The organism is Thioalkalivibrio sp. ALM2T, from assembly GCF_000381505.1.
GTDB classification, from domain to species: Bacteria; Pseudomonadota; Gammaproteobacteria; order Ectothiorhodospirales; family Ectothiorhodospiraceae; genus Thioalkalivibrio; species Thioalkalivibrio versutus.
In genome coordinates this window covers 100942-124398 of the sequence record NZ_KB906559.1, presented here as the reverse complement: position 1 = coordinate 124398, position 23457 = coordinate 100942, and the positions used below count along the sequence as shown (strand labels likewise).

The window sequence follows — 23457 nt, the reverse complement described above, 5'->3', positions numbered from 1 at the left end:
TATTTTTTTGTTTTCTCCATGCATGCCCGCGATTGCCATCCGCCGAACACGCCCCCCGACTGTAGGCCATGTGCGACACGCGCGCACGCCCGCCCGCACACACCGCGCTCGCCCCGCCCGGCATCCGGCCATTTGGAGCACCTCGCGGGTCGGCCTAAGGTGACACGAATACATCCGCACGCAGTTAACCAACCGGAGCCCCCATGGAAAACGTTCACCTGCCGATCCGTGCAGACCGCCGCGAACAGGGCAAGATCATCCAGCGTATCGAACGCCTGGAGGGAGTGGAGCTGGAATTCACCGACCTCGACGTCGGCGACTACCTGCTACCCAACGGCGTCGTAGTCGAGCGCAAGTCCGCCACCGATATGGTTCTCAGCGTCGTCGACAAGAGTCTGTGGGAAAACGCCGCCAAGCTGAAGGCCAACTACCAGCAGGTCGTCTACATCGTGGAGGGGGACCTCTACGAGCCTCGTTTTCACCAGCAGGCGCTGGACATCCACCGCGCCCTGGCCCACCTGACGATCGCCCTCGGGATCAGCGTCCTGCCCAGCTCCGATGCCGACAACAGCGGCATGCTGATCTACCTTCTGGGGCTGAACGCACAGATCGAGCCGGACCCGTCCGACCGCCCAACCAAACCCGACACCCGGCGCAAGGCCGCCGAATTCATCGTCAGCGGCCTGCCCGGCGTCGAGGCCGACCAGGCCCGCGATCTGCTGCGCGACATCGGCAGCGTGCGCGACATCATCAACGCCGATGCGGCCACCCTCGCCCAGACCGACGGCCTCGACGCAGAACGCGCCCAACGCATCGAATCCGTCGTCACCTACGGCAGCCGCACCACCTGACACTGTAGGAACCCAGCCCTTTGGGCGATCACCCCGACCGCCGGACGCCCCCTCCAACCCTGCAATGCGGCCCGGCCACCCCGTCATCCCGGCCGCAGCGCAGCGAAGAGCCGGGATGACGATCCTGGGGCAAAGCTGGACATCGCAGGAACCAAACCCCTGTAGGAGCGGGCTCGCCCGCGAAGCCCCCGCCAAAGCCGGACCTGGACAGCGGACGATTGGCGAGGTGATGCAATTCGCAAGGCTCATCGCATCCTACAGATGCAACAAGTCCCGACAGAGGACGTAGGATGCGATGAGCGCAGCGAATCGCATCAAGGGGCTCGCACTGCCCTGTGAACGGTGCGTTTCGCGATGCTCAACGCACCCTACGACGCTCTACGACGCGTTCCCCAGCCACCGGCGCAGGCCGCCGCTGCGGCGGATCTGGCGCTGGCTGGCCGCGACCAGCGTGCCCGCGCGCGGCTCCAGCAGGCTGAACCAGCGGCTGGCGCGGGTGATCGCCGTGTAAGCCAACTCGCGGGTCAGGATCGGGCTGTCCGCGTCCGGCAGCACCAGGGCCACGTGCTCGAACTCCGAGCCCTGGGCCTTGTGCACCGTCAGGGCAAACGCGGTCTCGATGGCCTCCAGGCGGTTGGGCAGCACCCAGCGCACGCGCCCGCCGTCCCCGGCGGCCAGGAACGCCACCCGCAGCACCGAGTCTTCGCCCTTGGTGGCATCCGAGTCCGCCTCCGGCTCGCCCCGCGCCAGCCAGGCCGGGACGGCCAGGGCAATGCCGATATCGCCGTTGATCAGCCCCAGCGCGTAGTCATTGCGCGTGACGATCACCGGGCGCCCCTCGACCCATTGTCCGCCGGGCCCGTGCGCGTCCATCCGTCCCGCGTCCCCCTCGATCATTCCGCGCGCCTGCAAGGCCGCGGCGACGCGCCGGTTCAGCGTCTCCAGCCCCCACGGGCCGCGGCGCACCGCGCACAGGAGCTGGAACCGCCCGTGGGCCGCCAGCACGTCGCGCGCCCAGTCCTCCCAGGCCGCGCGCGGGGCCGCCGGGGCCGGCCGCGCCGCGCGCAGGCCCTCGAGATAGCCCGCATAACCCACCGCCTCGCCCTCCGGCGTGTCCGCGCGCCCGTCCACCGCGAGATCCACCAGTGCCGGGTCCTCGGGCCCCGCGAGTACCATTTGCCGGACGGCATCGTCCCCGTCCGGCCCATTCCATGCCGCTCCCGTGTTCACTGCCGCGGCCAGCCGCCCGATCCCGCTGTCCGCGCCGAAGCGATGACTCTCGCGCAGCATCACGATGTGCTGGTCCAGCGCCTGACCGGCCGCATCCTGCATGGCCGCCGGTACGGCCATCCCGGTCACGGCCTCCAGCCACTGCGCGGTCGACGGCGTGTAGTGCCCGCCCCCGGCGCGATGGCACAGCTCGCCCAGCACCGCGCCGGCCTCCACCGAGGCGAGCTGATCGCGATCCCCCAGAAGGATCAGGCGCGCCGTGCGGGGCACGGCCTCGACCAGGCTCGCCATCAGCTCCAGATCGATCATCGAGGCCTCGTCCACCACCAGCACATCCACCGCCAGCGGGTTGCGCGCCCCGTGGCGGAAGTGTCGGGTATCCGGGCGCGCCCCGAGCAGGCGGTGCACCGTCACCACCTCGGCCGGCAGGTCCCGGCGCAGCGCATCTCCATCGGGCAGCTGGTCCAGCCCCAGGCGATCCAGCGCCCCGCTGACCGAGGCATTCAGGCGCGCCGCCGCCTTGCCAGTCGGCGCCGCCAGGCGGATGCGCAGCGGGTCGTCCGGACCCTGCAACCCCTGCAACAACGCGAGCAGTCGCAGCACGGTGGTGGTCTTGCCGGTCCCCGGCCCGCCAGTAATCACACTGAAGCCCGAACCGGCCGCCAGGGCACAGGCCAGGCGTTGCCAGTCCGGATCGGTGGCAGCCTCCGCCGGCGGTCCGAACAGATGATCCAGCCAGTCCCGCGCCGCCTGCTCGTCCAGCGCACCTTGCCAGGCCTCGCGGTCCGCCAGGCGCGCACGGATGGCTTGGCCGATGCGGCGCTCGCTCTCCCAGTAGCGGCGCAGATAGACCTGCTCCCCGGTGTACACCAGCGGCGTTCCACCCAATTCGCCCGGTCCGGCCAGGCCACCGTCCTGGAGGGCCTCCGCCACCTGCGCAACGGATACCCCCTGCAGTACCGACGAGGGTCGCGGCGGCGGCCGCGAAGCCGGCTCGCCCTCCGGCGGCAGGGCCAGCGTGGCGTCGGGGGCCTGCAGCAATGCGTCCAATTCCAGACAGACATGGCCGCGTCCGACCTGATGGCTGGCCAGCGCCGCCAGCAGCAGGGCCAGCGGCGACGCCGCCGGGGCCTGCTCGTGCAGGAAGCGCACCAGCGCCCGGTCGACGCCGCGCAGCCAGCCGGCCTCCTCCCACCCGCGCAATAGGTCGAGCACGGCCTCCGCCGAGGCCAGGGGTCCCGTGGGCATCACCGTGCTCATACCGTCGCCTCCCGGTCCGGACCGGCCGCCATCCGGTGATCCAGCCATTCAATCAGTGCACGCGGCGGGCAGTGATGGAACACTCCGTGCCCCGGCGCATCCACGCCACGCAGGAACAGGTACACCCCGCCGCCCATGTGCCGGTCATAGTCGTAGCCCGGCAGGCGTGCGGCCAGCTGGCGATGCAGCGCCAGGGTATAGAGCACCAGCTGCAGGTCGTAGCGGTGTTCCAGCACCGCCGCCTGCAGGCGCTCCGGTGTGTACGCCTGGGCCGAGGCCCCCAGCCAGTTGGACTTGTAGTCCGCCACGTAATAGCGCCCGCCGTGCTCGAAGACCAGATCGACGAATCCCTTCAGCATCCCGTTCAGGGTCACGTTCCCCAGCGGCGGGCGCGGTTGTCCGGGTAGGATCTGCGCACGGACCCCCTGATCCAGCTCGCCCGCCTGCAGGTTGTGCGTCGGGTACAGGAACTCCAGCTCGGGCTGATAGGTGGCGAGGCCGCCCAGACTGAAATGTTCGCCGTCCTCCAGCGGGAAGGCGACCGCAAGCAACTGCTGCATCCAGTCCGCGACCGTCTCCGACCACTCGCTCCAGCCCCGCCGCTCGCAGCGTGTCGCGATCTCCTGCGCCATCCGTTCGGGATCTGCCTCCTGCGCAGCGAGGCCCTGCTCCGCCGCCCACTCCAGCAGCCCGTGGAGGAAGGTGCCGGGCCCAGGCCCGCGCGGGAAGGCATGCAGCCCACTGGCCGCGCGCGACTCGGGCTCCGGCGCCTCCAGCGGCGGCCGACTCGCATCCGCCACCCCCTCGCGCAGCACATCCTCGCGCGCCGAGTCGGGGGCCACCGGCGCGACCCCCTCGTCATGCGCGGCAATCGCACTGTAGCTGGCCACCCACCAGCGCTCGAAGCGGCGCCTCGGCGGCACCCGGGCCGGCCCCGTCGCGGTCGTGGCACGGCCCATCTGCGCGGCCACCGCGCTCGCCTCCGGCAGGGGGCCCACATGAATCGCCGATGCGTCGCCGGCTGCATCCCGCAGCGCGGCCTCCAACCCGCCGTCCTGCACCCCCGCGGGTCCGGCCAGCAGATACCCGGCCGCGGTGCGGTCGAAGTGATTGGTCTTGCTGTTTCCGGAGACGATCGGCGCAATCCCCAGCCAGCAGGCATGCCGCGCGCGGGTGATGCCGACATACAGCAGGCGGAGATCCTCGGCCAGGCGCTCGCGCTCGGCGCGCTCGAACACCTCGCCGTCCATGCGGAATACCCAGCGCGCCCCACCCTGCGGCGGGTGGTCGCGGTAGGGCACGTCCTTGGCCGTATCCGTCTGACGGAAATTACAGACGAACGGCAGGAACACCAGCGGATACTCCAGCCCCTTGGACTTGTGCAGCGTAACCACCTTGACCAGGTCCTCGTCGCTCTCCAGACGCAGGACCTGCTCCTCCCCGGTCTCGCCTTCGCCGCCGCGATGCTCCGTCAAGTGCCGGATCAGCGCCTGCTCGCCATCCAGCTCGGCGGCCGCCTGCTGCAACAGCTCGCTCAGATGCAGCAGGTTGGTCAGGGCACGCTCGCCCTCGGCCGTGGCACGCAGCCGGCGCGGGACTTCGAAGTCATGCAGCAGGCGGCGCAGCATCGGCAGCACCCCGCGCGACTGCCACAGCCGCCGATAGTCGCGGAACTGCTCGACGCGTACCTCCCACGCCAGCTCGTCCAGCGTCAGCCGATGCAGTTCGGCCAGCGACTGCCCCAGGGTCGCGGTCGCCAGCGCCGCGCGCAGCAGGCGTTCACTGGTCGGCTCTGCGCAGGCTCGCAACCAGCGCAGCAGGTCGCCCGCCTCGGCGGTCACATACACCGACTCGCGATCGGACAGGTACACACTGCGCACCCCGCGCCGGCGCAGCTCGGCACGGATCGCATCCGCCTCGCCACGCCCGCGCACCAGCACCGCCATGTCGCGCGGGCGTACCCCGGTCAATTCCTCACCTTTGCGGAAGCCACAGCGACCGGCCATACCACCGTTGAGCAATTCCACCATATGGCTGGCGCAGGCCTGCGCCATGCGCTCGCGATAGGCGCCCTTGGGCACCGGCTCGCCCGGATCAAAGCACCACAGCGTGACGGCCGGCATCGCCTGTCCATCGTTCTCGAAGGCCTCCGAGCGGCCGTTCGCGTCCACCGGCAGAAACGGCAAGGGGTTCTCCATGCCCGAGCGGAACAGGAAGGCCCCGTCCTGCCAGCCCTCGGCATGCTGAAACAGCCGGTTCACGCCCTGCACCAGGGCATCGGTCGACCGGAAGTTTCGCTCCAGCGTGTAATGCCGCCCGGCGGTCGCCGCGCGCGCGGCGAGATAGGTGTGGATATCCGCTCCGCGAAAGCGATAGATCGACTGCTTGGGGTCGCCGATCAGCAGCACGCCCAGATCGCGCGGGTTCTCGTCGATGCGGTAGACGCGGTGGAAGATCCGATACTGCACCGGATCGGTATCCTGGAACTCGTCGACCAGCGCCACCGGGAACTGGGCGCGCAGGGTCGCGGCCAGGTGTTCGCCACCGGGTCCGTCCAGGGCGTCGCGCAGCCGGGTCAGCAGGTCGTTGAAACCCATCTGCGCGCGTTGACGCTGTGCCTGGCGAAACCGCGCGTCCACCTGCCGCGCGGCCGCCTGCAACAGGCGCTCGCGGTCGTCCACACAGACCTCGGCATGATCGTCCAGCGCCGCGAAGGCCGGATGCAGATCGTCCGGCAGCGCCTGCCCCGCCTTCAGCCGCGCCTGCATCCCGGCCGCGCTGAAACGCTCCAGGGGCGAGTCGCCGGAGACCCCGACGGGTCGCAGTGCGCCGGGGTCCGCCGCCCAGTCGCGCATCGCCCCCAGCAACTTCTCCGGGTTGCTGTACTTCTGCTTGTTCAGAACCGAGTTGCGCAGCGTCTCGAACTGCTCGGCCACCGCCGCGAACGCCTCGCGCCAGGGCCGCTTCATCGCCTCCAGCCGCGCCAGCCGCTGGCCCAGGGCGGCCGTCAACCCTTCCGGCGTTTCCAGTTCGGCATCCGCCGCGCTGGGCGGGAGATGCCCAACCAGCGGCCGGATCTTCTGCAACAGCGTGTCGGGATCGGCACCGAAGGCGTTGCGCAGCAGCGCGAGCGGCGCCGGCGGCTGTGGGTAGACAAAGCGGCGCCAGTAGTCGCGCGCCGCGTCCGCCAGCAACTCCTGCTGGTCACTCGCCAGGTCCTGGGTGAACAGGCTCCCGCTGTCGAAGGCATGCTCGCGCAGCATGCGATAGCACCAGCCGTGGATGGTGGAGACCGCGGCCTCGTCCATCCACTCCGCCGCCAGCTCCAGCCGGCGCGCGGCACCCGGGCGCTCCGCCTCGGCGTATTCGCTGCGCAACTGCTTGTGGATGTCCTGGACGCCCGGCACCGCGTCCGGGTCCTGCGCGCGGAACACGCGCGCGGCGATCGCTAGCGCGTCGCGGATGCGCTCGCGCAGCTCCTGGGTCGCCGCGTCGGTAAAGGTCATCACCAGGATCTGCGGCGGCGTCAGGGCATCAGTGCCCTCGGGCAGCTCGCCGTGCCCCAGCACCAGGCGCAGATACAGCGCGGCGATGGTGTAGGTCTTGCCGGTGCCGGCACTCGCCTCGATCAGGCGGCTGCCGTGCAGGGGCAGCCCCAGCAGATCCAGCTTGTGGGCGGTCGCGCTCATGCCGGATCCTCCGCCTGATTCACCACGAAAAACACCGGCCGGTAGATCCGGTCGCGCCAAAAGGCAAAGTCCGGGTCGTCCAGCAGGGTCTCGGGGTCGGGCCAGGCACGCGCCAGCGCCGGGCTGCGCGACCATTCGCCGGCGGCGAAGTCATTCCCGCGCAGGGTCTTCAGCGCCTCGTCATACGGATCCCTCGATCCCTCCTCCGCCGCGAGCCAGGCAAAGGCCGCACCACAGGCCAGCGGCAGCGGCCGCTCCTGGCCGGCCGCCCAGGCCTCCAGCAGCGTCCCCAGCAATTCCTCGGCCAGCCCCGGCTCCAGCCCCGGGAGCTCCAGGCGCTTGTCCAGTCCAACCAGTTCGGAGCCCACACCGCCCGCCCCGGCGTTCGCCAGCAGATGCATTACCCAGGGCGCCATCAGCTTGTCGAAGCGCCACTTCTTGCCATCGCCGATGCGGCTTGCGGTGTAGTCGAGGCACATTCGCGCCTGCCCATCGCTGCGCAGGGCGGGTGGCACGGCCTCCAGGCCCCAGTGCTTGTGTTCCAGACGCAGGGGCCGCGCGGCCGGCAACGACTCGGGGTACAGCGCATAGCGCTCGCCGATCCGCTCCAGTAGCCGCGCGGCCTCCTCCACCATCGCGCCGCGCTCCAGCTCGCCCGCCGCCCCCAGCGGCAGGCGACCCGCGCGCTGCAGCCGGGCCGACTCCGCCTCCAGGATGCTCGGCCAGGCCTCCGCCTCGTCGGTGGTCTCGAGTGCCGCCGCGACCAGCTGCTGACGCACCTGCCACTGCTCCAGCCCGGCCAGGCCAAAGGGTTCCAGGTCGTCGCCGGCCTCTTCCTCCTCGTCGAAGAACACCCCCAGACGATGGCGGAAGAAGGCCTCCACCGGGAAGCGCAGAAAGCGCGTCAGTGCCTCCGGCCCCAGGGCGCGCGGCTCGCGCTCGGCCTCCAGCAACGGAACCGCCGCGGGGGCGCCAGCAGCGGCATCTGCCACAGCGGCCGGCGCCGTGTCGTGCACCGCCTCCCACTCCCGCGCGTAGGTAAAGTGCCGATCGCCGGCGGCGTCCGTTGCCGGGAAGTTCACCGGCGAGAACGGCTGCAACGGATGCCAGGTGGTCAGGTGCTCCACCAGGGCCAGGCCGGCCTCCGGCCCGTCGGCCTCGACAAGCCCCCAGCCCGCCGCCAGGTGATCACGCAGCTGGCCCACCAGCACCGACGGCGGGCGCGGCTCGTTGTCGCGCACATGCCGCCCCACCCAGCTCACATGCAGCTGGCGCCGGGCGGAGAGCAGCGCCTCCAGAAACAGGTAGCGGTCGTCCTCGCGCCGCGAACGATCGCCCGGGCGGTAGTCGTTCGCCATCAGGTCAAAGTCCACCGGGGTCGGGCTGCGCGGGTAGTCGCCGTCGTTCATGCCCAGCAGGCAGACCACCTGGAACGGGATCGCGCGCATCGGCATCAGGGTGCAGAAATTCACCTGTCCGGCCAGGAAGCGCTGGCCCACCCCGGAATCGTCCTGGCTGGCCAGCCACTGCTCGCGCACCACCGCCAGCGGCAACGCCTCTTCCAGGCCGGCCGCCGCGCAGTCCTCGCGCCATTGATCCAGGGCCTCGCCCAGCTGCTCCAGGGTGAACAGTTCGGCATCGGTCTCGGCCGCAAGGAACTGCTCCAGCAGCCCACCCAGATGCGTGGCCCAGTCTGCCGGCGCATGCGCCTGGCGCAGCCATGCCCAGGCATCCTCCAGGGCGGTGATCAACGCGTCCATCGGCCCCAGCAGCGCGGCACTCAGCCCACCGATCTCATCAAAGGGCTCCAGGCCCTGCCACGGGCCCTGGTCGCCCATCGCGTAGCCGAGCAGCATCCGCCGCAGGCCGAAGCGCCAGGTGTTCTGCTCCAGCCCCTCCGGAAGGCCAAGACCCGCACGCTGCGCGGCATCCAGCCCCCAGCGCACACCGGACCCTTCGGCCCAGCGGTGGAGCTGTCCCAGGTCGTCCTCCTCGATGCCAAAGCGCCGCCGCACCGCCGGAACATCCAGCAGGTCCAGCAACTCGCTGACGCCCATCCGGCTCTCCGGCAGCGACAACAACTGCTCCAGTGCGATCAGCACCGGATCCCGTCCGCGCGGGCCCTGATCGGACAGGGTGTATGGGATAAACCGCGGGTCGTCGGTCTCCGGTTGACCGAACACCGCCTCGATATGCGGGGCGTACTGGTCGATGTCCGGGACCATCACGATCACGTCGCGCGGGCGAAGTGACGAGTCGCGCTCGAAATGATCCAGCAGCCGGTCGTGCAGCAGCTCCACCTCGCGCAGCGGGCTGTGCGCCACGTGGAACTGGATGGAGTGATCCTCCGCAGCCACCGCAGGCCAGGTCTCCCGGGTCTCCGCGAGCGGGCGCAGCTCGCGGATGTCCTCCTGCAGCTGGTGCAACAGGCAGTCCTCCGGCCCGCGCGTGCCGTGCGGCTCGAAGACGTCCACGCGCTCCCAGTCCAGCGTGCGCAGCACCCGGCCGTAGTGTTCGGGGTCGTCGTGCTCGTCCAGCAGCCCGATGTAGTCACGTCCCTGCTTGCCCCAGGCCGCCAGCAGCGGGTGGGCATGGTTGTGCAACTCCGCCTCGTCGAGGACCTCGGGCATGCCTGCCTTGCGCGCCTGGCGCCGGCGCGTGGCGCGCAGCAGGTCCTTGTCGGCGACGATGTCGGCCCAGTAGTACTCGCAGGGGTTGTGCACGCAGACCAGCACCTGGCAGAACCGCGCCAGGCCCTCCAGCGCCTCCAAAATCTGCCCCGGCAGCGAAGAGATGCCGAACACGATGATCCGCCGGGGCAGGCGCGCCGGGCGCTGCTCCAGCGCGCGCACCGCATCCATGTAGCGGGCATGCACGGCCGAGCGACTGACCGCCTCGCGGGCCGCGCCGATATCCGCCTGCAGCAGGCGCCACAGCTCGGCCTGCCAGCGCTGCCCTGGGGCCAGCTCGCGCTCCTGCCCGCGGGCGTCGCGCAGGATGTCGCGCCCGGCCGCCCAATCGGTCAGCCAGTCGGCGCGGTACACCTGATACTGATCGAACAGGTCCGCCAGGCGCTCGGCCAGCTGGAAACGCTTGCGCAGGTCGCCCCCCTGCCCCGGATCGTCGTCCTGCAGGAATTGACGCAGTGGCGCAAAGGCCTCCTGCGCCAGGCACTCCGGCAGCAGGCGCATCAGGCGCCAGGTCAGCGGGCGCTTGGCGTAGGGGGACTCCAGCGGAACCGCCTCGGCCCCCAGGACCGCGCGATAGGCGGACCATACGAAACGCGACGGCAGTTGCATGTCCAGCGCCGCCGCGATCCCGCAGCCCGGCGGGTCGGCATCCAGCGGCGCGGCCAGGGCATGCCGCAGCCACTGCGCCATGCCGTTGCTCTGCACCAGGATGGTCTCGTTCTCCAGCGGACCGAGCGGCGCACGGCGCATCCACTCCACCGCCAGCGTGCGCAGCGATTCCAGGTGATTGCCATGCAGCACCACCATCCCTGGCTGCAACTCGCGCGACTCCACCAACCCGGCTCCTTGATCCATTCAGGAAATGCCGCGCAAGGCCTCAAGGCCCGCGTGGTCCAGATGCGCCTACCCTACCATCCCCAGGCGACGATCCACGTCGCGCCCGACACGCAACCCGGCATGGCCCGCCCGGTCCGCCGCCGACCCGCCGCGCGCATCGAACCCAGCCCCCGGGTATGCTATGCCCGCCATTTTTGTCGGAGACTGTTCGTGACCGAGTTGCAAGCCGGCCTGGGCCTTCTGGTCTTCATTGCGATCGCGTGGCTGCTGAGCGAGCACCGGCGGTCTTTCCCCTGGCGGCCGGTACTGGCCGGCCTGGCCCTGCAATTCGGGATTGCCGCGCTGCTGCTGAACGTGCCGGGCATGCAGCACTTGTTCCTGTGGGCCAACGAGGCGGTGATCGCCCTGACCGACGCGACGCGGGCCGGGACCACCTTCGTCTTCGGCTACATCGGCGGGGACGAACCCCCATTTGCGACCGAGGACCACGGCAGCACCTTCGTGCTCGCCTTTCAGGCCCTGCCGCTGATCCTGGTCCTGAGCGCACTCTCGGCGCTGCTGTTTCACTGGCGCATCCTGCCGCTGCTGATCCGCGGAGCCTCGCGAGTACTGCAGCGGGCCTTCGGGATCGGCGGCGCCCTGGGCGTGGGCACCGCGTCCAACGTGTTCCTTGGCATGGTCGAATCCCCGCTGGTGATCCGCCCCTATCTGCGGGAGATGACCCGCAGCGAGCTGTTCGCGCTGATGGCCGTCGGCATGGCCACCCTGGCCGGCACCATGCTGGTGCTCTACGCCACCATCATCAACACGGCGCTGGACGATGCCCTGGGCCACCTGATCGTCGCCTCCCTGATCAGCCTCCCGGCCGCCCTGCTGGTTGCCACGGTGATGATCCCGCCCACCGCCCCCTCGACCGCGGGCGAATTACTGCCCGAACCCGAGCCCGCCAGCAGTTCGATGGATGCCATCACCCGCGGCACCCTGCGCGGGCTGGAACTGCTGCTGCAGATCGTCGCGCTGCTGATCGTGGTGATTGCGCTGGTCGCGCTGGTCAACGTCATGCTCGGCGCGTTGCCGGAGGTGGCCGGGGCGGCCCTCAGCCTGGAGCGCATGCTGGGGTGGGTCTTCGCGCCGCTGGCCTGGCTGATGGGCATCCCCTGGAACGAGGCGGTCACCGCCGGCTCCCTGCTCGGGGTGAAGACCATCCTCAACGAGATGGTGGCCTTCCTGCATCTGGCCGAACTGCCGCGCGACGCCCTGTCCGCGCGCAGCGAGCTGATCCTGATCTACGCCCTCAGCGGGTTCGCCAACCTCGGCAGTCTCGGCATCCTGATCGGCGGGCTGGGCGCACTGGTCCCGGAGCGACGCAGCGAGATCGTTGCCCTCGGCATCCGCGCCATCGTGGCCGGCACCCTGGCCACGCTGATGACCGGCGCCGTGGTCGGCATCCTGCACCTGCCCGGGGTCTAGCCCGACCCTCGGCCCGCAACGAGCTCGCCAGACGGGCCGCTGCAACATCCTCCGGATGCCGCGGTGAACCGCCTAGGGAAACACTGATCAATGAACGCGTTCGCGCTCGAGTCGCTTTTGCGTGCGAACAAGGCGCGGTGACTGCCGTGCAGTCATTCTGCACAAGGGAGCCGCAACGCTGTGCGCGCGCCCGTTTCCATCAACAACGGGCGGGTAGAACCACTACCCGCCGCACGACGCGCCGGGTCTCGGAACACCTGGGGCACCAACGCGAGCGTGTACATTCATCAGTGTTTCCCTAGGGAGACGCTGATTTAATCGCGCGTTCGCGCTCGAGTCGCTTTTGCGTGCGAACAAGGCGTGGTGACTGCCGTGCAGTCACTCTGCACAAGGGAACCGCAACGCTGTTCGCGCGCAAAAGCGGCCGAGCCCGCTCTTTCAATCACTTGTCGGGTTGGTGCCCCCTGTTCCCCGATCCTGCGTTGCGCCACTTGCGGGTAGAACCACTACCCGCTGCGCGACGCGCCTTGGCTCGGGAAACAGGGGGCACCAACGCGAACGCGCGATTAAATCAGCGTCTCCCTAGGGTGAAGGCGTGCCCGGAGCGCTGGTCAGCAAGGCCTCGAACTCAAGCGCCGGCACCGGGCGGCTGGCGTAGAACCCCTGATAGTGGTCACAGCCCAGCTCGCGCAGAACCGCGAGCTGGGCTGCGGTCTCCACGCCTTCCGCCAGCACGGTCAGTCCAAGGCCATGGCCCAGGCCAACGATGGAGCGAGCAATGGAGCGATCGTCCGCGCTGCCGGCCGCTTCGTCCTCGGCCAGGCCGTCGACGAAGCTCTTGTCGATCTTGAGCGTGTCCACCGGGAAACGCTTGAGCTGCGCCATGGAGGAGTACCCGGTGCCGAAGTCGTCGATCGCAAAGTGCACCCCGCGCTCACGCAGGCGCATCAGGATGCGCCGGGCACGGCTTGGGTCCGCCATCAGCGCGGACTCGGTGATCTCCAGCTCCAGCTGATCCGCCGGGAACTCGAAGTCCTCCAGCAGCTGGCCCACCTGCTGGTCGATCGGCACCCGCTGGAACTGCAGCGCCGAGACGTTCACCGCCAGGCGGATCGGCGGATAGCCCGCCGCGCGCCAGCGATGGCCCTGCTCGATCACCCGGCGCAGCACCCAGCCCCCCAGCTCCACGATCAGGCCGGTTTGCTCGGCCAGCGGGATAAAGCGCCCCGGCGAGATCGGACCCAGCTCGGGATCGGTCCAGCGCAACAGCGCCTCCGCCCCCAGCAGACGCCCGTCCTCGACGTTGTACTGCGGCTGGTAGTGGACCTCCAGCGCATCCGCCTCGATGGCGCGGCGCAGGCGCGCCGACAGGTCAATGCGCTCGCGTGCCGCACGGGTGAACTCGTCGGAGTAATACCGATAGCTGCCGCGCCCGTCCATCTTGGCCTGCGACAGCGCGGTACTCGCCTGCTGCAGCAGCGTGTCGGCATCCACCCCATGGTCGGGGAAGACCGCGATGCCAACCGTCGCGGCAATCTCCATCTCCACGCCGTTGCCGAGATCGCAGGGGTAGCCCACCTCGCGGATAATGTTCTCCGCCACCAGCGCGGCGTCGTCCACATGCCCCAGGTTCTCCACCAGCACCGCGAACTCGTCGCTCGCCAGGCGGGCAACGGTATCGGTCCCGCGCCGCCCCACCTGCAAGCGCTCACCGACGATCTTCAGCAAGCGGTCGCCCGCAGCGTGGCCCTGGCTGTCGTTGATGTCCTTGAAGCGGTCGATATCCACGAACAGCAGCGCCAGATGCCCCTGGCGCCGACGCATCAACGAGATGCCGTGTGTCAGGCGTGCGCGCAGCAAACGGCGATTCGGCAGCTCGGTCAGCGGATCGTGATGCGCGAGGAAGTCGAGCTCCGCCTCCGACGCCTTGAGCCGCGAGATATCCGCGAACACCGATACGTAATGTGTAAGGTGGCCCTGCTCGTCGCGCACCGCGGTAATGCTCTGCAACTCCGGGAAGATCTCGCCGTTCTTGCGTCGGTTCCAGATCTCGCCCTGCCAGTGACCGTTCACCTGCAGCTCGTGATACAGGTTGGTGTAGAACGCCTGATCGTGGCGCCCGGACTGGAACATCTTCGGCGTGTGCCCCACCACCTCGTCCTGGGTGTATCCCATCAACTGAGTAAAGGCCCGGTTCACCGACAGGATGTGGGCGGTGGCATCCGTAATCACCACCCCTTCTCGGGTGTTTTCGAACACCACCGAGGCCAGGCGCTGGCGCTCTTCCTGTTCGCGCTGTTCGGAGATGTCCTCGACCGTCGCCACCACCCGGTCCAGCTCGCCCTGCGGCGTCCGGCTGCACTTCACGTCGATATCCGCGACCATCACCCGCCCGTCGCGGCGCAGCAGACGCTTCACCACGCTATAACCCGAACGGTCGCCGCGGCGCATCTCGGCGTCCAGCGCCGCCTCGCAGCCACGATCCTCGGGTATGGCCAGGCGGTCCCAGTCCATCGCCGCCAGCTCGTCCGGCGCATAACCCAGCATGTCGGCCAGGCACGCATTCACGCGCTCCCAGCCCTGCCCCCGCGGCCCGGAGATCGCCATGCCAACAAACGGCATATCGCAAAAGATCCCGAGCAGCCGATCTTGATCGGCGTGAGCCCGCACCAGGGCCAGGTTGCGCCGCAACCACTGCTGCCGCCACAGCAACGCCCCCGCCCCGAGCACGACCAGCCAGACGAACAGCGTGGCCCCGGCCGCCCACGCCCCCTGCTGCCTTGGCAGCGCCTGAAGCGCGTCGAGATCGCGCTTCAGCACCAGGTCCCAACCCGCGGGTGCCAGCCCCTGTACACCGGCAAGGAACGGACTGTCCCCATCCTCAAAGCGCTCGATCACAACCTCGGTACGGGGATGATCCAGGACCCGTTCGCGCAGCCGGGGGAAGGCCGCAGGCGCCGGGATAATCAGGCCTCCGGACTCGGTGATCCGGGCAATCATGGCGCGCTGGTCACCCTCGCGCACCACGATATGCGCCTGGGCATCCATGCCGTTGCGATTCTCGGTCAGGGTCAGCAACGGATGCAGGTTCTCGAGCGTCGATGACAGCAGCACCAGTCCCACCACCGGATCCTGCGGCGCCGCTCGGTCGCGCACCGGCACCGCCCAGCTGATCCGCGGGCGCCGGTCCGGGTCCGCGTGCAGGATCGGCTCACTGGTCTCGCCACTGCGGCGCACCTCGCGCAGCACCGCGTCCATCGCGGCCTCGTCGAGGGCACTGCGGCCCAGTTCGATCACCGGCTGACGATCCGCATCCAGCAGGGCCACGCTGTCGTAACCATAAGCCGTGCGCATCAGCTCCAGACGATCAAGCACCTGCTCCAGCGCCAGCGTCGAACGCCGTTCGAGGGCCGTTACCGCGAACAGGTTGAAGCCCCGCGCCTCGCCCAGAACCATCGCGTCGCCGGTACGCTCCGCCAGCCATTGGTCGATCACGCCGCCCTTCAAAAAAACCGAGCGTTGCAGATCCTCACGTGCCTGCGATTCGGCGGCAGCCCCCTGCAAGTGCCACGCGCCCAGCCCTACGCCCGTGGTGGAGGCGGCCACCGCCACGGCCAGCACCAGCCAGGGCCAGTAGCCGAACCGCGCCAGCTCCTCGCGCGCACCCGTACCCGACGCCTCGTCGCGCAAGGCTGGCAACCAGCGCATCGCGAGATAAAGCAGCCCCCCGGAGACCAGTACGAACCCAAAGCCCTTGCCCAGGTTCACCCGTGTCAGGGCGGTCGTGATATCCGCCCCCGCCCACCAGGCCAGCGCCACATCGGACAGGGCAATCCACAACAGCCCCAGCACGACATAGGCGCCCGCAATCCACCCGGCCGCGAAGCGCCGCGACACTGGACGCCGGGTCGTCATCGGCGGTGCCCGCACGCGCTCGACGCGGACGCAAAAAAGCGCCGCGCCCCGTTTCCGGCCGGCGCGGCGCCCCATCGGGCCGAATCACTGCTAGTCGCGTCGTTTCTCGTCAATGCCAACGGCATCTGCATCGGGGGGCACCCCGTCTCCACTCAAGCGTTCATTTCACATTCCAGGGGAACCGGCGGGCTGTCATCGCCGCGGCCCCAACGACAAGGGACCCGCCGAAGCGGGCCCCACTGCACCGGGAACATCCGATCCAATCCAGCCTGTCGCCCGGTCTGCAATACTGGACTGTACCGGATTGCGTTACTCGGCGATGGCCCGCTCGATAATTGCCTCGATCTCGTCGGAAGACTTCTCCATCACTTCGGCCACGCCTTCCGGCATCATCGGCAGGAAATCCGGCACGTTCATCCGCGAGATGAACACGTCGCCCTGGCTGTCCTGATAAATGCTTACCCGGCAGGGCATGAAGGCGGAAACCGGCCGATACGCATCCTTTTCCAGGATCTGCGCGCTGTAGCGCCCGCTGCACACGTCCAGGATCACCACCGGATCAATGGTGAAACCGCGCTCGGACAGCGTCCCGGCCATGTTGTTGCGGTTCAGGATGCTCCAGCCGGCCTCGGACGCCTCGCGTTCGAACGCGGCCAGGGTCGCCGGGAACGAATGCGGGCTCTGCGTCACCTTCACCATCTGCGGCTGCTGGTGGCCATGGTTATCGGCCTGCGCCGTACCAACAAACGCCAGCGCCAGCAGCATCGCCACCAGTGCGAGGAACCGCGGGCCGTGGCGCATGGTCATCACTTTAGAATGCATCATGGTTTCTCCTTTCCCGGGAAGCGGGAATGCTCGTGATCGGCAGCCTCTTCGGTACGTTGGAGGCCACAACGGTTAGAAAGGATAGCGCCCAACGGGCCCGGCTATCTTGATGCAGGTCAACCGGACACGAATCAGACCCGTTCTACACGGGTACAACCGACGTCACCAACATCGCAACCAGGAGATCGACATGGAAGCCACACTGAAGGACGGAACGGTCACCCTGAAGATCGACAAAAAGACCGCGAAGGGCATCGCCGAAAACATCACCGAGCTCGAAGGCGAGATCAGCAACGGGGCGCGGGCACTGGGCTCCGTACTGCAAGACGGCATCTACGAGCTGGAAAACGAATTCCGCCAGCCGCCGCATGCCTTCGACGAGCAGGCCCCCAAGCAGCCCTCCATCGAGGACTGAGCTCGCCGCCGCAAAGGCATCATCGACTCACCACAAGACACGAAGGAGCAGCACATGCACCTGGAAAAAGCGGAAAACGGGGAACTCGTCATCACCATGCCCCAGGCGGAAGCCGCCGACGCCCTGGCCACGCTCAAGAAGCGCGCCGACGACCTCGACGAATGCGAGGAGCTAACCGAAGCCCTGGAAAACGCCGGCATCCAACTGCCGGAGCAACCGGACCACATCCGCCACGAATACATGCCCCCCGCCGACCACTAAACCAAGCGCCGCCCCACAACCCCGTGGGGCGGCCTCTCGCCGGAGCCCCCCCCTCTGGCAACCGCATCGTTGCATCGCCCCAACGGATACGGCCCTTGTAGGATCAGACCCTGTGGGAGCGGCCCTGGCCGCGAAGCCCCGCCCGCGCCAGACCACATCCCCCATGCCCGTGGCTCCCTATGGGGCCCGCCAGCAAACAATCAACCCGGCAAGCGTCACAAGCCCGCGCATTGCCGATTACACGCAGACATGCGCGCCCGCCAAGGCCCCAGCCATCCCCACCTGCCACCCAACGACGGCCGGTTTCGCACTGAGGACCCGCCCGCGGCCCGCATTCCGGGCATCACCGCAAGTATCACGCGCGCACCCTCCCTCGGTGCCCGTCCGCCCGCCTCTAAGTGCGCGCGGAGCCTGCGTGCCCGGCGAGGAAACAGAACAACGGGCCGCCGAACCACACCCTCCGATCACCAGCCAGAGAGCCTCGCTCTTTACCAGCCCCACAAAGAGAAAGAGCCGTCTCGGCGTCCATGCCCAGGCGGCTCTTTCGGAGGCATCCTTGCCCCCGCGCCGAAAATTAACACAGCGACAAAATTATTCCATCCACACACCAGGAAAATACGTCAGCGGTCGATTTTCCCCTCTGAGCGGTCATTTCGCCTCCCGTCGCAGCCCGTGATTCGCGACCCAACGCACTTCTTCCGCCCGTACTGCCCCACCGCGGCACCCGAACCCCCGCAGTCAGCCCACCAAAGCGCCAGGCCTGAACCCGGCATCCCGAAGTCGCATCTCCACCGCGTCACTCCGGCGCGGGCCTCTCTCGCCATCGCGAGGAGCAAAGCGACGTGGCGATCTCCTCGGGCGCCCCAAGCACCCGCCCTTTACCTGCGACCGTAGCGCCCCACCCGACAACCCGGCTGCAACCCCGCCACTAGAATGTCGCCCCGGCCGCAGCCCCCACCCCGTCACCCTGGCCGCAGCGCTACCCTTCTTCCCCCGTCATCCCGGCCGCAGCGCAGCGAAGAGCCGGGATCTCCAACGCAGGATCCACCCAATGCCCAACGATCTCGAAGCGCTGCCGAAGAACCAACCGTCGCAGGCCAACCTGTCCGAAAACCGATCTACCTTCACCACACCCAGAAAGAGAAAGAGCCACCCCAGCATCCTTGCCCGGGCGGCTCTTTCGGGAACGTCCGTGTCCCCGCGACAAAAACTAGCACATCAAGTAGAGGATTCCAGCCCCGCAGCAGAAAAACCCGTCAACGGTCGATATCGGCCGGTCAGCGGTAGATTCTCATCATGTCAGGGTCCCACACACGACTGACCCTAGCAGTTTCTCCGGTCCGGCATCCCGGAATCGCAGACGCCAAGCCCCGGCCCTGAAGAACACGCAAACCTGACTGGGAACGAACCCCCGCAACGCACTCAAGCTGCCACCTCCCCTCGCCCGTCCACTCCAGCCGCAGCGCTACCCCGTCATCGCGGCCGCAGCGCAGCGAAGAGCCGGGATCTCCACCGTGTGAGCCACCCCCAACGCACGAGATCCCGGCCGGCTACCTGGGCCGCGCTTGCCGGGAGCTCGACGGATGGGAATGTGGCTTTCCGGCGGGGGTGAAGCTCCCCCGAAATCCCGGGGCCAGGGCACCCTCTAGTTGTCCAGGGTCTGAACCGCCACCGGGGCAAGGCACCCACCGGCGAGCGCCCAACAACACTGAATCCTACGGCACAAGATCCGCCCCCCGATAGGCGCTCAGCCCTGCAACAGCGCCTGCGTATCCGGATCCAGCGCCCCCCAGTGCTGGCGCAACCGCTCGGCCAAGTCCGCCGGCTCCAGCAGCATGACCGGAACGGACAAGTCCGCCGCACGATCCCGCGCCTCGCCCGAAAATCCGCCGGGGCTCACGTACATCCCACGGTCCCCGGCACGCCGACCGCTGGCAAAGGCCTCCAGCTGGTCCAAATCCGTTTCCGTCGACGGATCACGCGCCACACCCACCACCAGCCGCGGCAGGTCTTCGCCACCCGCCGCAGGCACCATCACCCGCTCCAGCCACTGGCGGGCATCCTCCTCCGGCACCGCGACCTCGACATACCCCATAGCGCGCAGCAATCCTTGCACCAGCCGAACGCGGTCCGCAGTCCCCACTTGTTCCAATCGCTCAGTCCAATCGTCCATCTTGATCGCCCTCCCGGAGTGCCCACACCCCAAACGCTACAGCAACCCGGATCAATCTACACACTCGCAACGCGACCCGTAGGAGGCCCGCCCTCTGGCCGACGCCGCCACCCCGAAACCATCGCTCACAGGGTGGGCTCCCACAACAGCCGACCACCGCCCCGCGACACCCCGAAAGCTCCGGCCGACCACCGCTCGCGACATCCCGGAAACCGCACCAAACCCATCATCGTCATCCCGGAAACCGCGAAGCGGTTATCCGGGATCTCCCACAACGAGCACCCAGCCCAAAGATCCCGGCTTGCCACTTCGCTACGACCGGCATCACGCCCCGAACGCGGCCAAACACACGGCTCGCCCCGACGCGCCCGTTGTGGGAGGCCAGCCCTCTGGCCGATGCGGCGCATGCCAACCCCCTATCGCCCGGAAGTCTGGCCTCCCACAGCCGAGCCAGCCGCCACATTCGCATCCACCGTTTGCAGGCGGCCCAACCTTCACTCTATCGCTCCGAAAGTGACGAGAATCTGCGGTTTCGCAGAACCATTGGCCAGACAATGCATCAAAACCTATACTTTCACTTATACGCCTCAAGGATAAACGCATGGGCCAGGTCACCATCTATCTCGACGCCGAGCACGAGAAACGCCTCAAACGCGCAGCCGAGTCGGCCGGCATCCCCGTCAGCCGGTACGTCGCGCGGCTGGTGGAACAAAACACACGCACGCAATGGCCCGACAACATTCGCTCGCTAGCAGGCCAGTGGAGCGACTTTCCGAGCGCCGAAGAGCTACGGGCCGCCCAGCCTGACAGCCCCCGCGAAACGCTGTGAAATATGCCCTGGACACCAACACCCTGATCTATTTCTTCAAGGGTCAGGGCCGAGTCCCCGAAAACCTGTTGGCCACGGCACCCAGCGACATCCTGATCCCCACCATCGTCGTCTACGAGCTCGAAACCGGTATCGCCAAGTCCAGCGAGCCTCAGAAGCGCGAACAGCAGCTCAGCGAGCTACTCGACGTCATCACCGTAGTCCCGTTGGACCGCGAGGCCGCCCGCCAAGCCGCCGGCATACGCGCCCGGCTCGAACAACAAGGCATACCCATCGGGCCCATGGACACCCTGATCGCCGCCACGGCCCTCGCCCATAACGCCACCCTGGTCACGCACAACACCAGCGAGTTCCAGCGCGTTGCGGATCTGCCCCTCACCGACTGGTTCACCTAACCACCATAAAACCGTCGTTGTAGGGCCAGCCCCCTGGACGATCCAGCACATGAAAAAAATCGGCCAGAGGCTGTCCGATGCAGCCTCCCCAGCACCATCGCTCACAGGGTGAGCTCCCACAGCAAGCGATCGAACAGTCCGGTATCCGCCACTACGACGGTCGAATCCGATCCCCGGAACCCTTCCCTGTAACGGTCAGCACCAGATACCGGAAATAGTCCCGAAGCGTCAGCGAACCGATCATCTCGGCATCCATCTCCGCCAGACGCTCCGGGTCCGACATATCCACCCCGTTCACCTGGGCCAGCCCCGTAATCCCTGGGCGCACCGCAAACACCCCGCGCGCCTCGCGCGCCGCGACCAGCTCAACCTGACTCGGCAGGCAGGGTCGCGGCCCCACCAGGCTCATCTCCCCCTTCAGCACGTTCCACAGCTGCGGCAGCTCATCCAGCTTGGTCCCACGCAGGAAGCGCCCGAAACGCGTCACCGCCGACGCATCGGCCAAATGCGTCGCCACCGACGCCGTATCCGGCCGCATCGTCCGGAACTTCACCAGCGTAAATACCCGCTGATACCGCCCCACCCGCTCCTGCCGAAACAGCGGCGACCCGGTGCTAAACCAGCCGATCACCCACAACACAGCCAGAACCGGCGCACCCAGCACCAGCCCCACCGTTGATAACACCACATCCAGAACCCGAATCAAGAATCCCCCTCGCCCTTCAAACCCATCATCCGATCAACACATGTAGGAGCCGGCTCGCCGGCGAAGCCCCTGCCCGCGCCCGATCCAGCAAAACCTTCGCCTGCAAGCAGGCTCCTACAAGACGGAATAGACCTGTGGGAGGCGAGCCCTCTCGCCGATGCGGCGGCAAGCCAAAACCCTATCGGCCAGAGGGCTGGCCTTCCACAGACAACGGCACCTCAGCCGTCGAACCTAGGGAAACACTGATCAATGAACGCGTTCGCGTTGGTACCCCAGGTTTTCCGAGACAAGGCGCGTCGTGCAACAGGTAGTGGTTCTACCTGTAAGCGGCGCAACGCAGGATCGGGGAACCTGGGGTGCCAACCCCGCACGTTATTGAAAGGAGGGGGTCGGCCGCCCGTTGTTGACGAAAACGGGCGCGCGCACAGCGTTGCGGCTCCCTTGTGCAGAATGACTGCACGGCAGTCACCGCGCCTTGTTCGCACGCAAAAGCGACTCGAGCGCGAACGCGTTCATTGATCAGTGTTTCCCTAGACTTCAAAGCGCCCTAATTGTGACCACCCCAACACGCGGATACCGCGACGTTCCTGTTCCATTTCACCCCCGTAAATCAGTGTCGGGGCGCGGGCACGATCGCCCGCCAGGCTCATCCAGCGTTCCAACCCGGTAAAGAAATCCCGGTTCAACGTCTGGCCCGCCTTGATCTCCACCGGAATCAGGGCTCCACCAGCCTCGATCAGCAAATCCACCTCGTTGCCATTACTGTCGCGCCAGAAGTAGAACAGCGGCAGTTCACCACGATTCAAGAACCCCTTGCGCAGTTCGCTCACCACGAACGTCTCGAAGATCTGCCCCCGCAGCGGATGGGCCGCCAGCTGTGCCGGCTCCTGTATGCCCAGCAACCAGCACATGAGTCCCGTATCGTGAAAATAGAGCTTGGGCGACCGAATCAGTCGCTTGTTGAAATTCGCGTGATGCGGACGCAACTGGAACAGCACATAGCTGGCCTCCAGCACCGAGATCCACGCCTTGGCCGTGTTATGCGTAATGCCGCAATCCGCCGCGAGGGACGAGAGATTCAATAACTGACCGCTACGCCCGGCACACAAACGCACGAACCGCTGAAAGGCGTCCAGATCCTGGACCTTGAGCAACTGGCGCACATCCCGCTCGACATAGGCCGTCACATACGCCGGAAACCAATGGCGCGCCGACACCGGCCGATCATAAAGCGCGGGGTAGCCGCCCGAAAAAAGCATCGAGTCCAGTTCTTCCGGCGCCTGACCCGCCTCGCACAATTCCGCGTGGCTTAGCGGCAACAGTTCCACGAACGCCGAGCGCCCAGCCAGAGACTGCGAGACTCCAGACATCAGACCGAACTGCTGAGATCCCGTCAGCAAGAAACGCCCCATACCGCCGTCCGCATCCACATGCGTCTGCAGGTAGGAAAACAACTCCGGGGCACGCTGCACCTCGTCCAGCACTGCGCCCTCCGGGCACCGCGCCAAGAAGCCCCGCGGGTCATCCACCGCCAAGGCACGAACATCCGGATCCTCCAATGACCAATACGGACGCTCCGCCATCACCTGGCGCGCCAGCGTCGTCTTGCCCGACTGTCGCGGCCCCGTCACGGTCACAATGGGGAAACCCCGTAACAGTTCGCGGACCAAAGGCTCTGAAGCGCGAGGAATCATACCCTCACGCTACACCCAATCCATGCAATTTGTAAATCTGATTACCAACCCACATAATCCGCCGCGACCCTGTAGCAGGCGAGCCCCCTCGCCGATCCAGCGCATGCCAAACCCCCATCGGCCAGAAGGCTGGCCTCCCACACCCACGGAAGCCACCTCCCCCTTAGGAGCCGGCTACCCGGCGAAGCCCCTGCCCGCGCCCGATCCAGCAAAACCG

14 protein-coding genes are annotated in these 23457 nt (G+C 67.7%); 6 read left to right on the top strand and 8 right to left on the bottom strand.

Translation table 11 applies throughout. The features are described from left to right. Positions 1 to 203 precede the first annotated feature (203 nt). Positions 204 to 851 (top strand): ERCC4 domain-containing protein, encoded by a 648-nt coding sequence (locus tag F816_RS0106540; protein ID WP_019594043.1) that lies wholly within the window; start codon positions 204 to 206, stop codon positions 849 to 851. Positions 852 to 1229: 378 nt separating this feature from the next. On the opposite strand, the gene recD is transcribed toward F816_RS0106540, so the two are convergent. From recD to recC, 3 genes are read right to left on the bottom strand one after another with little or no spacing between them, the layout of a single operon-like run. Further along, positions 1230 to 3341 (bottom strand): exodeoxyribonuclease V subunit alpha, encoded by a 2112-nt coding sequence (recD, locus tag F816_RS0106535; RefSeq protein ID WP_019594042.1) that lies wholly within the window; start codon positions 3339 to 3341, stop codon positions 1230 to 1232. Continuing rightward, on the bottom strand, positions 3338 to 7030 hold the full coding sequence (recB, locus tag F816_RS0106530; RefSeq protein ID WP_019594041.1) for an exodeoxyribonuclease V subunit beta: 3693 nt from the start codon (positions 7028 to 7030) through the stop codon (positions 3338 to 3340). Before recB ends, recD begins: the two co-directional genes overlap by 4 nt. Beyond that, positions 7027 to 10527 (bottom strand): exodeoxyribonuclease V subunit gamma, encoded by a 3501-nt coding sequence (gene recC, locus F816_RS0106525; protein ID WP_038085520.1) that lies wholly within the window; start codon positions 10525 to 10527, stop codon positions 7027 to 7029. Before recC ends, recB begins: the two co-directional genes overlap by 4 nt. Before the next feature lie 240 nt (positions 10528 to 10767). Here recC and F816_RS0106520 point away from each other — a divergent pair, with 240 nt between their 5' ends. Beyond that, on the top strand, positions 10768 to 12027 hold the full coding sequence (locus tag F816_RS0106520; RefSeq protein WP_019594039.1) for a NupC/NupG family nucleoside CNT transporter: 1260 nt from the start codon (positions 10768 to 10770) through the stop codon (positions 12025 to 12027). A gap of 582 nt (positions 12028 to 12609) precedes the next feature. On the opposite strand, the gene F816_RS0106515 is transcribed toward F816_RS0106520, so the two are convergent. Both F816_RS0106515 and F816_RS0106510 read right to left on the bottom strand, forming a co-directional pair. Further along, complete coding sequence (locus F816_RS0106515) at positions 12610 to 15942, bottom strand: EAL domain-containing protein (protein WP_026333166.1); 3333 nt, start codon at positions 15940 to 15942, stop codon at positions 12610 to 12612. Between the two features lie 309 nt (positions 15943 to 16251). Then, positions 16252 to 16749: a DUF302 domain-containing protein gene (locus F816_RS0106510; RefSeq protein ID WP_019594037.1), complete on the bottom strand. Its 498-nt coding sequence runs from the start codon at positions 16747 to 16749 to the stop codon at positions 16252 to 16254. 208 nt (positions 16750 to 16957) lie between these two features. Between F816_RS0106510 and F816_RS0106505 the strand changes: the two genes are divergently transcribed. Together F816_RS0106505 and F816_RS0106500 are read left to right on the top strand one after the other, a co-directional pair. Then, positions 16958 to 17182, top strand: a complete 225-nt coding sequence (locus tag F816_RS0106505) for a hypothetical protein (RefSeq protein WP_018169561.1) — start codon at positions 16958 to 16960, stop codon at positions 17180 to 17182. Positions 17183 to 17236: 54 nt separating this feature from the next. Further along, positions 17237 to 17443 carry a hypothetical protein gene (locus tag F816_RS0106500; RefSeq protein ID WP_018937789.1) on the top strand — a complete coding sequence of 69 codons (207 nt, stop codon included), beginning with the start codon at positions 17237 to 17239 and terminating at the stop codon, positions 17441 to 17443. Positions 17444 to 19190: 1747 nt separating this feature from the next. Here the strand turns inward: F816_RS0106500 and F816_RS0106495 are convergent. Next, complete coding sequence (locus tag F816_RS0106495) at positions 19191 to 19616, bottom strand: restriction endonuclease (RefSeq protein ID WP_026333165.1); 426 nt, start codon at positions 19614 to 19616, stop codon at positions 19191 to 19193. A 601-nt stretch (positions 19617 to 20217) separates the two neighbouring features. On the opposite strand from F816_RS0106495, the gene F816_RS0106490 reads away from it, so the two are divergent. Continuing rightward, positions 20218 to 20445, top strand: a complete 228-nt coding sequence (locus F816_RS0106490; RefSeq protein WP_019594035.1) for a hypothetical protein — start codon at positions 20218 to 20220, stop codon at positions 20443 to 20445. After that, positions 20442 to 20840: a type II toxin-antitoxin system VapC family toxin gene (locus tag F816_RS0106485; protein WP_019594034.1), complete on the top strand. Its 399-nt coding sequence runs from the start codon at positions 20442 to 20444 to the stop codon at positions 20838 to 20840. Before F816_RS0106490 ends, F816_RS0106485 begins: the two co-directional genes overlap by 4 nt. 151 nt (positions 20841 to 20991) lie before the next feature. Here F816_RS0106485 and F816_RS0106480 read toward each other — a convergent pair whose 3' ends face one another. Then, positions 20992 to 21546, bottom strand: a complete 555-nt coding sequence (locus F816_RS0106480; protein WP_026333164.1) for a sugar transferase — start codon at positions 21544 to 21546, stop codon at positions 20992 to 20994. A gap of 530 nt (positions 21547 to 22076) precedes the next feature. Continuing rightward, entirely contained in the window at positions 22077 to 23240 is a 1164-nt protein-coding gene (locus F816_RS0106475; protein WP_026333163.1) for an ATP-binding protein, read from the bottom strand. Positions 23241 to 23457 lie beyond the last annotated feature (217 nt).